This is a genomic window from Paenibacillus sabinae T27 (assembly GCF_000612505.1).
In the GTDB taxonomy this organism is placed as follows: Bacteria; Bacillota; Bacilli; order Paenibacillales; family Paenibacillaceae; genus Paenibacillus_AQ; species Paenibacillus_AQ sabinae.
This window is the reverse complement of the sequence record NZ_CP004078.1, coordinates 226,294-238,689: the sequence shown is the minus strand read 5'-3', so window position 1 is coordinate 238,689 and position 12,396 is coordinate 226,294. Positions and strand designations below refer to the sequence as shown.

At 52.2% G+C, this 12,396-nt stretch carries 11 protein-coding genes; 3 read left to right on the top strand and 8 right to left on the bottom strand.

Annotated elements, in window-relative coordinates:
* Positions 1 to 41: 41 nt before the first annotated feature.
* The 4 genes from PSAB_RS26325 to modD form a co-directional block, all read right to left on the bottom strand.
* Complete coding sequence (locus PSAB_RS26325; protein WP_264370889.1) at positions 42 to 389, bottom strand: nucleotidyl transferase AbiEii/AbiGii toxin family protein; 348 nt, start codon at positions 387 to 389, stop codon at positions 42 to 44.
* Positions 386 to 976, bottom strand: a complete 591-nt coding sequence (locus PSAB_RS26320) for a nucleotidyl transferase AbiEii/AbiGii toxin family protein (protein ID WP_264370888.1) — start codon at positions 974 to 976, stop codon at positions 386 to 388. The genes PSAB_RS26325 and PSAB_RS26320 overlap by 4 nt, the downstream gene beginning before the upstream one ends.
* Complete coding sequence (locus PSAB_RS01160) at positions 977 to 1,741, bottom strand: type IV toxin-antitoxin system AbiEi family antitoxin domain-containing protein (RefSeq protein ID WP_025332759.1); 765 nt, start codon at positions 1,739 to 1,741, stop codon at positions 977 to 979. It lies immediately after the preceding gene.
* Positions 1,742 to 1,966: 225 nt separating this feature from the next.
* Entirely contained in the window at positions 1,967 to 2,818 is an 852-nt protein-coding gene (modD, locus tag PSAB_RS01155; RefSeq protein WP_025332758.1) for a ModD protein, read from the bottom strand.
* Positions 2,819 to 3,312: 494 nt separating this feature from the next.
* On the opposite strand from modD, the gene PSAB_RS01150 reads away from it, so the two are divergent.
* The 3 genes from PSAB_RS01150 to PSAB_RS01140 all read left to right on the top strand — a co-directional run bounded on the left by PSAB_RS01150 (position 3,313) and on the right by PSAB_RS01140 (position 8,249).
* On the top strand, positions 3,313 to 5,214 hold the full coding sequence (locus PSAB_RS01150) for a PrkA family serine protein kinase (protein WP_025332757.1): 1,902 nt from the start codon (positions 3,313 to 3,315) through the stop codon (positions 5,212 to 5,214).
* A gap of 295 nt (positions 5,215 to 5,509) precedes the next feature.
* Entirely contained in the window at positions 5,510 to 6,865 is a 1,356-nt protein-coding gene (locus tag PSAB_RS24870) for a YeaH/YhbH family protein (RefSeq protein WP_025332756.1), read from the top strand.
* A gap of 139 nt (positions 6,866 to 7,004) precedes the next feature.
* Complete coding sequence (locus tag PSAB_RS01140; protein WP_025332755.1) at positions 7,005 to 8,249, top strand: SpoVR family protein; 1,245 nt, start codon at positions 7,005 to 7,007, stop codon at positions 8,247 to 8,249.
* Positions 8,250 to 8,385: 136 nt separating this feature from the next.
* On the opposite strand, the gene PSAB_RS01135 is transcribed toward PSAB_RS01140, so the two are convergent.
* Genes PSAB_RS01135 through PSAB_RS01120 form a run of 4 tightly spaced genes read right to left on the bottom strand, consistent with a single transcriptional unit; the run spans position 8,386 to position 12,293 of the window.
* A complete protein-coding gene (locus PSAB_RS01135) occupies positions 8,386 to 9,585 on the bottom strand; it encodes a radical SAM protein (protein ID WP_025332754.1) in 1,200 nt (399 codons plus the stop codon).
* A 36-nt stretch (positions 9,586 to 9,621) separates the two neighbouring features.
* Positions 9,622 to 10,647 carry an ABC transporter substrate-binding protein gene (locus PSAB_RS01130; RefSeq protein WP_025332753.1) on the bottom strand — a complete coding sequence of 342 codons (1,026 nt, stop codon included), beginning with the start codon at positions 10,645 to 10,647 and terminating at the stop codon, positions 9,622 to 9,624.
* A 33-nt stretch (positions 10,648 to 10,680) separates the two neighbouring features.
* Complete coding sequence (locus PSAB_RS01125) at positions 10,681 to 11,457, bottom strand: ABC transporter permease (protein WP_025332752.1); 777 nt, start codon at positions 11,455 to 11,457, stop codon at positions 10,681 to 10,683.
* A gap of 20 nt (positions 11,458 to 11,477) precedes the next feature.
* On the bottom strand, positions 11,478 to 12,293 hold the full coding sequence (locus tag PSAB_RS01120) for an ABC transporter ATP-binding protein (RefSeq protein WP_025332751.1): 816 nt from the start codon (positions 12,291 to 12,293) through the stop codon (positions 11,478 to 11,480).
* Positions 12,294 to 12,396 lie beyond the last annotated feature (103 nt).

Below are 12,396 nucleotides of genomic sequence, written 5' to 3'. Positions count from 1 at the left end.
AACATTGCAAACCACGATGCAGGGATTAATAAAATGGCGGTTTAGAGGGCAGAGGTCTGTCTGCTTTTCCAATTCAATGATTGAAGATCCCAGTTACCAAAATACTCATTTTCATCGAGCACATGATCATAGATCGGTTTGAGGAAAGTATGAATGAGTTCCATAACCTCCTGGAATGTTGGCGAATAATCCAGATATAAATTTCTAATAAATGCATCCCACATAGCAACTCTACGTCTATCCGTATAGAATTCAGTTGTGAAAATGACATGCTCTCTTTCGGTACGGGTTGTCCTTCGCTTAAAAGTCTCAGATACAGCTTCGTACAAGCGAAGTCCTTCAAACGGGGTTGTACGGGCCAGCGTGTAAATATCAAAAAAATCCTTCATCCGACTGTTCGCCAGGGAAAGGATATCATGGCTTCAAATTTTTCTGAAATGACGGAATCATTCGTGTATACCAATATTTCTGGCCTCTCCATATTAGATAGGAGAACTGGGAAGTCTATCGTTTGCGGACTTGGTACTATCACATCTCCAAAACCAATATCAAGCTGCAACACTTCCCTCATTTGTCCAAGCGAGCAGGGTATCTTTATACGTACGCCTTCATATTCTGCATCTTCTTTAATGATTTCGGAAACGATTTGATCAGTATGAAAAACAATACCATCCTCAGCATCAACAGGAGGCAACTGACATATAGAGGTAACGATATTGACCAATACAGAGGCGTCATTGTTCAATCTACGGCCTGAGAAATCCATATCCCTCGTCGGCCTGGATTTGAACTGTGTTACGGAATATAAGTATAATCCGCCCTTAAGGATAAAATTATCCTTATAACTGGACATCGATAAACGTTTTAAGAAACGCTCCTGGTAATAAAGAATGGAGATGACATTGAACGCCTTTTTATTGGCTCTGGCAACGTTCTTTAGTTTATCAATTACTGAAGCAGCAACGTTTGTGACCATCTATAGCACCTCAAGGTAATTATTCAGGATGGACTTTACTCTCAATCTCTCCGCATATTTAAACAGTTGGATATAATTCCTTTTCCTGCTATTAGAGTAGTTATTCAGACTTTCCTTAACGACATTGGCATCAAGTTTATTCCTGTATTTCACAGTATCACAAATAGTTCGCTCCAGATCGTACACTTTAATACTATGACCATCCTTTTCTATCTTTTCAATCCCTATATCAAAGGTATCGTCATCATAAGTAAATATCCGAATCGGTGGATAGTCTGGGAGAGTAGGTTTTCTCTCTTTTCGGGATACTGCAAAATTGTATTCACTCGGAGTATAAGTGGTTAGTTCATGATGGGCAAGGGCAGAGTATAGACATAGGACACCCTTAGGTATAAGAAGAGCCGCTTCTACTATTTCGTCAACCATGTAATTGATATCTTTAAGAGCGTAGAGCCCACGTTTAAGCTTGATAATCTTACCCATCGACTCAAGCTTGTTAAGCTGATAGTAATTTATCTGATTTTCTTTAAGAATGTTCGCATTGACAATCCCATTATATTTCCTAAACAGCTCTATGATTTCCGGGTAGATTGCCGCCTCCTTTTTACTTTCGTCTTCAGTTTTAATAGCGGCTATAAGATCGTCTAGTTTATGGATATTAGGATAACGACGAACCAGATTGAAAAATTCTTCTTCGTGTACGCCCAGCTGTTTAAAAACATTCAAAAAACCCTTTTTTATATAATCAAAATCTAAATCCCCCATGTTGAGACACCCCCCGCCTATTTTAAAATATGTAATCACATACAGTTAAGTGTAGACGTTTATTTTTAAATTATACTTATATTTCTTGGTTTTTTTCAACAAAACATATACACTTACTGAAAAATGATTGCACTTTTTAAAGCATCTTTATTTCCTGGCTTCTTTCGGCGTGCACAACTTTCATTTTTTGAGTCCAAATCCGCCGCCCTTTCCCGGCGCTCCCGCTCACTCCCCGTCCGGCAGCAGCCGGACGCTCATATCGAGCGGCTTCGCGAAGAACAGGCCGGTCGTCACCAGCACGTCGACTCCGGAAGCCGCGTAAGCCGCAGCGTTGTGTTCGTCGATGCCTCCGGCCGCCAGCAGCACCACATTCGGATTCGCGGTCCGCAGCTCCGCGCTTCCCGCAAGCAATTCTTCAGGCGGCAGCTTGTCGAACTGCAGGCAATCCACTCCGGCGCGGCACAGACGAAGGGCATATTCCACCGAATCCGTCTCGACAACCAGCTTTTTCTCCGGGACTCTGGATTTCAGCTCACCGATCCGCTCCAGGAAGGCATCCGGCCCCCCGCAAAAGGCCGCATGCTCCTTGAAGACGAGCACCGTCTCGGACAGCCCCAGTCGATGGGGAGCGGCACCTCCGCACAGAATCGCCTTCACGCTCATCGCCTTGGTCCCCGGAAAGCTTTTTCTCGTACTCGCTATGGTAACTGAAGGATTGACGGACTTCACGATGTCTACCATCCGTCTTGTCTTGGTGGCGATGCCGGAGCAGCATTCCAGCAGATTTTGCGTCACTTTCCAGGCCATATGCAGCGACTGCGCCGTCCCCGTCCCTGACAGAAATACCTGCCCTGGTTCAACAACCGTACCCGACGGAAGACTGAACACGGGCGTAACCCCCAGCTTGACCAGCATTCGCATCGCCTCTTCCGTTCCGCACAGCACCGCCTTCTCTCTGGAGAAGTACTCTATTTCCCCCCGTTGCCCGCCGATATCAAGGGCCCATGTCGTCAGATCGAGATAAGGAATATCCTCTCCGATCATCCGGTCAATCGCCTCATCGGGAATGTAGATCATTCGCTTGCCCCCTTGGTCAGAAATAGCCCTTCACCCTTACCCCACCATGCTGCTGTTAAACGGTTCATCGGCCTATTCTTTCTTATTTGAAATATGGCGCTTATTGTATTCCTTATTCACGTTTCTACAAATGAAGAAATTCATAGAGCCGAAGGCCTCGCCTAAGAGTTTGTAAGCTTTCGTTACATAGTAGCGGCGGGGACAGCCTTACTTTTCCAGCTTTTTTGCCAGATTGTCAAATGATTTGCTATATTAATCTTAAAAATATTTAAAATTTTTGTGAACCCGACTGTTTACTATCGATTGCCACTTTCGTATGACGTTTTTGTTGTCGCTAGATGATAGAGTTTGTGCTACACTTTATAGACAACTAAATAGCAAGAACAATGTCTCTACTGCTCTGTCGGAATTGACGTGCCTGCTACATGCATGGCGCTGCATCTGTCACCTGAACCTTTCACGAATCACATTATTCAAAAAGGGAGGCGGTAAGCATGACGTTCTTGGAAAAATTGTTAACGTATCGGGACAAGGAGAACGATCTCTTCTGGGAAGGCTCCTTTCTCGATTACTTGCAGCTCGTTAAAGAAAATCCGCGAATCGCCGGGACAGCGCACGAATTGGTCTACCGGATGATCGAGACGGCAGGCATAACCGAGCTGGGGGACGGACGGCGGGAGTACGCTTTTTTCAGCGGCACGCTGTTCGGACTTGAGGACGCGATTCAGCTGCTCGTGGAAGAATACTTCCGGCCGTCGGCCCAGCGGCTTGATGTCCGCAAACGTCTTCTGCTGCTTATGGGTCCGGTCAGCGGCGGCAAATCGACGCTCGTTACCCTGCTGAAGAACGGGCTTGAATCTTTTACACGTACCCCGGAAGGCGCAGTCTATGCCATTAAAGGGTGCCCGATGCAAGAAGAGCCCCTCCATCTCATTCCCCGTGAACTGCGCGATGAATTCCGCAAAGAGTACGGGGTGCATATCGAAGGCGATCTCTGCCCGGTATGCCGGATGAGACTGGAGAGTGAACACGGAGGCCGAATCGAGGACATGCCCGTGGTCCGGGTACTGTTCTCTGAAAGCGACCGGACGGGAATCGGAACATTCGCGCCATCAGACCCCAAATCGCAGGATATTGCCGATCTGACCGGCAGTATTGATTTTTCCACCATTACCCGCTACGGTTCCGAATCCGACCCCAGAGCCTACCGTTTTGACGGCGAACTTAACAAGGCCAACCGCGGCCTGATGGAATTTCAAGAGATTCTGAAATGCGATGAGAAGTTTCTGTGGAATTTGCTCTCTCTGACTCAGGAAGGCAATTTTAAAGCGGGACGATTTGCGCTCATATCCGCCGACGAACTGATCATAGCTCATACGAACGAAACTGAATACCGCGCATTTATCTCCAATAAGAAGAATGAAGCCCTCCACTCCCGCATGATTGTCATGCGCATTCCCTATAATTTGAAAGCCAGCCAAGAAGAACGGATTTACCGCAAGCTCGTTGACGCGTCAGGCCTGAACAACCAGGTGCATCTTGCTCCGGGAGCGCTTTGGACAGCCTCCGTCTTTACGGTCATGTCCCGCTTGAAAGAACCGAGAAAACCAGGCATCGATCTGGTCAAAAAAATGTATCTCTACGACGGCGTCGAAGTTGACGGCGTGAAAAAAGCCGATGTGGACGAGCTGCAGCGTGAGCATCACGACGAGGGCATGTCCGGCGTCGACCCCCGGTATGTTATCAACCGGATTTCCAGCGCACTGATCAAAGGCAGCAAGTCCTGCATCAACGCACTGGATGTGCTCCGCTCCCTCAAAGAGGGGCTCGACCAGCATCCTTCGATCTCCAAAGAAGAACGCGAGCGCCTGATGAATCTGATTACGCAGGCCCGCAAGGAGTACGACCACAAGGCGAAGACCGAAGTGCAGCGCGCGTTCGTCTATTCCTTCGAGGAATCGGCGCACACGATGCTCAACAATTACCTGGATAACGTCGAAGCCTACTGCAGCGGCCACAAAATGAAAGACCCCATCACCTCCGAGGAGCATGATCCCGACGAGAAGCTGATGCGTTCCATCGAGGAGCAAATCGGCGTAACCGAGAATCAGAAACGGGCGTTCCGCGAGGAAATCCTGATCAAAATTTCGTCGTTCGCGCGCCGCGGCCGGCAGTTCGAATATACGTCGCATGAGCCGCTGAAGGACGCGATTGAGAAAAAGCTGTTCGCCGATCTGAAGGACGTCATCAAAATTACGACCTCGACGATCAATCCGGATGAGGGCCAGCTCAAGCGCATGAACGAGGTGTCCAAGCGCCTGATCGAACATCACGGCTACTGCGCCACCTGCGCGAACGAGCTGATGAAATACGTCGGCAGCTTGCTGAATCGGTGACGAGGTGGTTCGGTCTCGGAACCGTTTCAGCTTGCTGAATCGATAATCAGGGAAGAGTTGCCCGTTATCGCATTCAGCCTGCTGAATCGGTAATCAGGGAGGAATTGCCCGTCATCGCATACAGCTTGCTTAACCATTGATCTGCAAAGGCGGGGATCGGGAATCCCCGGTTACAGCCTGCGGGCGGCGGCCATCCCGGCCGTTCGCCCCTTTCCCTTTTTACTTTCGGACGGTCACGCGTTAATACTCCGCAATTCCAGGTTTAGAATCCAATCATTTCCGGGAGGTGGGCGTCATGGACAAAAGATTGTTCGTGATCGCGCGCGACGACTGGTCGCTGCACCGCAAAGGAGAAATCGACCAGGAGCGTCACAAGCGCAAAGTAAAAGAAGCGATACGCAAAAATCTCGCCGACCTTGTCAGCGAAGAGTCGATTATCATGCCCCAGGGCGATAAAGTGATCAAGGTTCCGATCCGCAGCCTGGATGAGCCGAAATTCCGCTACAACACCAAGGACAAGCCGCAGGTTGGACAGGGACAGGGCGGCACCCAGGTCGGCGATGTCATCGGCAAGGCGGGACAAGGCGATGCGAACGGCCCGGGCAAGGGACGCGAAGCGGGCGATCAGCCGGGAACCGACTATTACGAGGCGGAGCTGACGATTGATGAGCTGGCCGAGCTCGTATTCGAGGACTTGAAGCTGCCGAAGCTCAAGCCGAAGGCCGCGCCGGATATGACCGTAGAAGATGTCCGGTTCGAAGACGTCCGCAAGCAGGGCATGATCTCGAATGTCGATAAAAAGCGGACGATCTTCGAGGCGATCAAACGCCAGGCGCTGAGCAGCGGACTTCAGGGAACGCCCGGCGCGGCGGCCTGGTCGGAATCGTCTGCCGATTACGGCGGCTATGATACCGGCGGCGGGAATGCCGGAGCCGGTCCGGGTTCGGGGGCGAATCCTTTGGCCGAAACGGCGGCGCGGCTCGGACTGACGCTTGGGTACCAATCGATGGAAATCCCCGGCGCTTTGCCGGATTCCGGAGGGGCGCCGGTTCTTGGCCCGATTATCGGCGAGGATCTGCGGTTCAAGACTTGGGAGGATGTCCGGAAGCCCCAGTCCTCGGCCGTCGTGCTTGCCATGATGGATACGTCGGGCTCCATGGGCAGCTTCGAGAAATATGTGGCCCGCAGCTTCTTTTTCTGGATGGTCCGCTTCCTGCGGACCAAATACGAGAACGTGCAGATCCGGTTTCTATCGCACTGCACGGAGGCCAAAGAGGTGGACGAGGAATCCTTCTTCCGCAAAGGCGAAAGCGGCGGCACGAAATGCTCCTCGGTCTACGAACTGGCGCTGAACATTCTGGAGAAGGATTACCCTCCGGGCCAATACAACGCCTATGCCTTTCATTTCTCGGACGGCGACAACCTTGACAGCGACAACGGGACGACCGTAAAGCTTGTAGGCGACCTTCTGGACAAAGTCAATGTGCTCGGCTACGGCGAAATCCGGCAGCATATCTACGGAAGCAAACGTCTCTGGGACTCATTGTCCGGTCTGAACTCACCCGCCTTTATCCGGTCTATCCTGAAGGAGAAAGAGGATGTGTTCAAGACGCTGAAGGCTTTCTTCGGCGACGAGGTGGAGGCGAGCTGAAGCTGGCACGAAGCGGACCCGAGCTTTGAAGTCATGGCGGGGTGCCTGACTGGCCCCAGCCAAAAATCGGCGGCGGCCTTTGCGGCAGCGGAAGCTGCGAAACGCAAGGCCGCCGTATAAGACAGGAGGAGCAGCGCTTATGATTGATCACGATGCGGAGCAGTTGGAACAAGCAGCGGAGCGCTTGACGGAGCTGGCACTTGAGAACGGGCTCGATTTCTTTCCGATGCGCTACCAGGTCTGCCCGGCGGAAGTGCTGTATTCCATCGGAGCCTACGGGATGCCGACCCGGTTCGCGCACTGGAGCTTCGGCAAAGCCTATCAGCGCATGAAGACGGAATATGATCACGGGCTGAGCAAAATCTACGAGCTGGTCATCAATTCCGACCCCTGCTACGCGTTCCTGCTAGACAGCAACACCCTGCTTCAGAACAAGCTGATTGTGGCACATGTGCTGGGTCACAGCGATTTCTTCAAAAATAACGCCATGTTCGCCGGCACAGACCGGCAGATGGTGGACCGGATGGCTGTATTCGCCGACCGCATCGAGCATTTTAGCCACGAATACGGCGCGGACGAAGTCGAGACCTTTCTGGACGCGGGCATCGCCATTCAGGAGCATGTCGACCCGTTTGTCCGGTTCGGTCGAACGGAAGGCTTCCGCGAAACGGACGGAGGCGTGAAGGATGTCATCGGCTTTATCGCAGGGAACAGCCGGTATCTGGAGGAGTGGCAACGGGAAATTTTGTACATGCTCCGCGCCGAAATGTTGTATTTCTGGCCGCAGATGGAGACGAAGATTATGAATGAGGGCTGGGCCAGCTACTGGCATCTGAAGCTTGTCCGCGAGCTGGACCTCAGCGATTCGGAGATCGTCGAGTTTGCCAAAATGAATGCCGGCGTCATCCAGCCTTCCCCGGGCAGAATCAACCCCTACTATCTCGGTCTCATGATGCTCCGGCATATCGAGAAGAAGGAAGGCCCCCAGGCGCTGTTCGAGATCCGCGAGACGGAATCGGACGTATCGTTCATCCGCAACTATCTGACGCAGGAACTGGCGGAAAAGATGGATCTGTTCGTCTTCAAGCAGGAAGATCAGGTGTACAGAGTGACGGCGAAAGACGTAGAGGAAATTAAGGACAATCTGATTCGATCCCGGACCAACGGCGGTTTCCCTTACCTTACGGTCAAGGACGACGACCTGCATGGCCGGGGCGAGCTGCTGCTGGACAACCGCTTTGAGGGCCTCGAGCTCGACCGCAAATACGTCGAACGCACGCTTCCCCTCGTTCACCGGCTGTGGGGACGAAATGTGCATTTGAAGACCGTCGTCGACGGGCAGGAGAAAATATACATGTATAACGGCAAGGAGCTGGCGGGGTAAGGCGGGAACGGTCAGGAGAGAGAATCCCTCACCTGTAATCGCGATGCGCAGCCTAGTTCGTTATACAGCGGCTAAAACGGCCGGGAGGCGCTCAGACCTGTAACACGGCTGAGCGCCTCCCGGTTGTTGCTGTAAATTAGACCGCAGCCGTCTCGCTATGGAATACCGGCAGCTGCTCATCCTCAATCTTGTAAATATCGTTCCAAATCCCGTCAGCCGAAGCGCTGGAGTCGTACAGCTGTTCATAGGTGAACCCGGCGCCGCGGAAAATATCGACGGTCTTGTACGCGAGGTCCAAATGCCACTCCGGAAGCGGAGACCGGTGGCCCTCATACTCCGAACCGAGATTCGGAATCCAGGCCCCGGCATAGGCGATAACCCCCTGGGAGGCGAGATATTTAATGCCTTCCAGCGTCGATTTCTTCGTATCCATGCCGCCGACAAAGTTGGAGCGGACGCGGCCATGCCCGAAGACGACCGCGGCCCGTTCCAGCGCTTTAACCCAATGATCCCAGCCGCCGCAGTGAAGAACCTTTCCGGGGCAGACGGAATTGAAAATGTTTTTGTCCCATATTTCGAGGTTCATGGCAACCGTGCGGTAGCCGGCATCTTTGTAACGCTCCAGGATGCTGAGGTCCAGCGGCGCGCCGATTACGGCTGTGCCATTGAAGTCCTGAAGGCCGGTATGCTCCTGAATCGCCTCCGCCACGTCGAAGTAGTAATCAATCTCCCGCCGTTCAGGGATGAATCCTCCGCTGATGGTAATATGCTTGGCTCCCTCTTTGTAAGCAACCGCAGCCGTTTCGCCAATCTGGCGCGGATACTTCCAGCTTACGCCATGCTCTTCCCCATACGTATCATGCGTATAGTTGATGTTGCAATATTTGCAGTCATGGCCGGTTTCCTTCAGGAAGCACTCGTTGCTGTAGGAGACGAAGATAGCCCCTTCTCCGTTATGAGTCGCTACCTGATTCATGTTGGCGCCGTCGGAGGTTTTCAGACTGTAATATTTGGGGCGTTTCTTCAGTGTTACCTGAAACAGCTCCTTACGCTCATTATACAGGATGAACTGGTTGCCCTCTCTGCGCAGCTTGTACGGAGAGCGGTCGTTCCAGCGGTAGGCTACCCGCAGTCCACCCGGGGTATAGAAGCATACCGGGAGAACCACCCCTGTATGATTATGCAGATTGTAGTCGAACAACGTCTGGATTTGCTCCTGGTAGACGTCACCCAGCCCTACTCCTTCAAAAATGGCGGGGTCGGCGTTAATGCCTTCAACCTGACAGGCGTTCTTGACTGCAAGCTCCTCATGCAGCCGGTTTTTCAAATCACTCATTGGTATGCATCTCCTTTTTTTACTTAATATCGACTTTTACTTAATATCGACTTTGTCCGGGAAAGCTTCCTTCAGACCATCCAGAGCCAGCTTGTCGTCAAGATTGAAATCCTGCTCGATATAGCCGTTGGCAATGCTCCATTCCTTGATCTGTTTCAGCTGGTCATAGTCCTCCTGTTTGAAGCGGACATCAAAATCCCATTGATTCTTAATTTCATTCAGGGCGTTTTCCTTGGGAATCTTCAATTCTTTGAACGCCAGTTCGGCGGCCTCTTCCGGATGAGCGATAATATACTGGGAAGCCTCTGCCAGCGACTTGTTCAGTTCCGCCGAGATTTCGGGATGATCCTTGATCAGGGAACCCTTGGCGACCAAAAATCCCTTCGTGCGGACGTTAATGGCGGATTGGTCGTTAAGCGCTGCCGAGCCCTTTACCTTCTCGGCCTTGTCGAAGAACGCGGTGCCGAACCAGGCGGCCTGAATGTCTCCTCTGTCGTATGCCGCCAATATTTCAGCCGTCGATTGCAGCGGGACGAGAGTAACGGCCTTTGGGTCGATATGGAACGTTTCAAAATATTTGCCCCAAATGTACTCGTTCACAGTTCCTTTCTGTACGCCGAGCTTCTTGCCCACCAGATCCTCCGGCTTGCTGATTCCGTCTCTCGCAAAGAGCTTCGAACTGGTCGCTTTCGGCGAATTGAACAAGGACAATACCTTGAGATCTCCTTTGGAAATCGCGCTAAGCGCCGCATAGTCCATCGCCTCCCCGACGTCCACCCGGTCGGTCAGCACCGCATTCAGCGTGTCGATCCCAAAGGAGAAGGTCGATATTTCGGCGTCAATTCCGTTCTTTTCAAAGATCCCCTGCTCCTTGGCTACCCGAAATTGCAGCGAGAATATGGCGGAATCTCCCCCAACGCGTACCTTCTGCAGAGCCGGAGCGCCCGAAGCTTCTTTATTCTCCGCCTTGGCGTCTCCGCAGCCCGACAGCGATACCAGTATTCCCGTCAACAACATGGCTCCCGCCACTGCTTTCCAAATCCGGCTTTGCTTGTTTCTCACTTTTCTTGTCCCCCCATAGGTTACTTTCGAATTTTACCTTCCAAATCTTGTTTCTTTGGCAATACCATAGCGCTTGAGCGAGGTCTTTCCCAGCCAGCGCAGCAGCTGATCCCCGGTAAAGCCCATCAGTCCGAGCAGAAGCAGTCCGACGAAAATCCAGTCCGTCTTGGAGTACAGCCGCGAAGTCCAGATGAGATAGCCAACCCCTTCGTTGGCCGCAATCATCTCCGCGCCGACAATGGCCATGAATGAATTCCCCATCGCCAGCCGGACCCCGTTAAAGAAGGCGGGAACGACGGCGGGAATAATCACATGGATCAAAATCTGCCGCTCCGAGGCTCCCAGCGACCTTGCCGAGCGAATTTTGTCATCCTCGACATTCACTACGCCGGCCGCCGTGTTCAGAATGACGATGAACAGCGTCGCATACATAATGAGAATGACCTTCGACTGCTCGCCGATCCCAAACCACAGAATGAACAAAGTGATAAAGGCCAGGGCCGGAATGAACCGGAAGAAGTTCAGATAAGGCTCGACGAGCTGCCGGAGCCATTTGAACCTGCCGATCAAGAGGCCCGCCGGAATGCCCAGCAGACTGCCAAGCAGCCATCCGAGCAGCACCCGTTTAAAGCTGATAAAGACATAAGTGACCAGCGAATTGTCGGCAATCAGTTCAACCGCTCCGCGAAACGTCTGTACGGGAGTTGGAAAATAGTCCTGATTCGAGTTCATGGCGAAAATCTGCCACAGAATCAGGAACAGCAGCCAGGAGACAATTCCCATCTGCAGACCCTTCCGAACATAACGCATGCGTTTTCCTCCTTTCTTTTTTACAAATGAAAATATAGATCGTCTTGAAAAATACCCTGCAGCTTCTTCTGTATCAGATTAAATTCCCGCGAGGTCAAATCACGGGGATACTCCAGGCGATTGTCCATGATTTCGAATACCCGCGAGTCCGGCCCGATGGACATGATCCCGATCCGGCCGCCGAGCAGCACCGCTTCCTGAATGTCATGCGTGACGAAAATGATCGTCTTCTTCGTCTCCGACCAGATTCGCACCAGCTCCTCCTGCATGACTCTGCGGGTGAATGCGTCGAGCGCCCCCAGCGGTTCGTCCATCAGCAGAATGTCCGGCTCGTTGGCGAGCACTCTGGCGATCTGCACCCGCTGCTTCATGCCCCCCGACAGCTCTCGCGGAAATTTGCGCTCATGTCCCGTTAGTCCCGCCAGTTCGATGTACCGGTCGGATATCGCTTTGCGCTCCCCTTTCCTCATCCCCTGCATGCGCAGGCCGAACTCGATATTCTCTCTTACGTTCAGCCAGGGGAATAAAGAGGCATCCGGGTGCTGAAACACCATCGCGCGCTCTTTTCCGGGACGGTCGACCACCTCGCCACCTACAAGCAGCTCACCCTCGGTCTGCTTCTCAAATCCGGCAATCAGGTTAAGCAGTGTGGACTTGCCGCAGCCGCTCGGGCCCAAAAGGATAAAAAACTCCCCCTTGTTGATGCTCAGATCGACGTCTTTCAGCACCTGGTATCGAACGGCTTTCTTGCCGGCCCCGGACTGAAAAGATTTACCGAGCTGCCGTATGGATATAATAGGCGACTGGACACTCTCCTCAGGGGTACTTTCGATGATTGTGCCGGATGAGATCAAAGGATAACGGGACACCTGGGAATCACTCCTTTTTAATATGATATTTTCAATGCGAATACTAGGTTTTGAAGCTTCAAACGACTTG

Bases quoted from the DNA above. Each gene is read 5' to 3' on its own strand.
- PSAB_RS01140 (WP_025332755.1), top strand. From the start codon at position 7,005: ATGATTGATCACGATGCGGAGCAGTTGGAACAAGCAGCGGAGCGCTTG.
- PSAB_RS01160 (WP_025332759.1), bottom strand. From the start codon at position 1,741: ATGGGGGATTTAGATTTTGATTATATAAAAAAGGGTTTTTTGAATGTT.
- PSAB_RS01135 (WP_025332754.1), bottom strand. From the start codon at position 9,585: ATGAGTGATTTGAAAAACCGGCTGCATGAGGAGCTTGCAGTCAAGAAC.
- PSAB_RS01150 (WP_025332757.1), top strand. From the start codon at position 3,313: ATGACGTTCTTGGAAAAATTGTTAACGTATCGGGACAAGGAGAACGAT.
- PSAB_RS26320 (WP_264370888.1), bottom strand. From the start codon at position 976: ATGGTCACAAACGTTGCTGCTTCAGTAATTGATAAACTAAAGAACGTT.
- modD (WP_025332758.1), bottom strand. From the start codon at position 2,818: ATGATCTACATTCCCGATGAGGCGATTGACCGGATGATCGGAGAGGAT.
- PSAB_RS26325 (WP_264370889.1), bottom strand. From the start codon at position 389: ATGAAGGATTTTTTTGATATTTACACGCTGGCCCGTACAACCCCGTTT.
- PSAB_RS24870 (WP_025332756.1), top strand. From the start codon at position 5,510: ATGGACAAAAGATTGTTCGTGATCGCGCGCGACGACTGGTCGCTGCAC.
- PSAB_RS01125 (WP_025332752.1), bottom strand. From the start codon at position 11,457: ATGCGTTATGTTCGGAAGGGTCTGCAGATGGGAATTGTCTCCTGGCTG.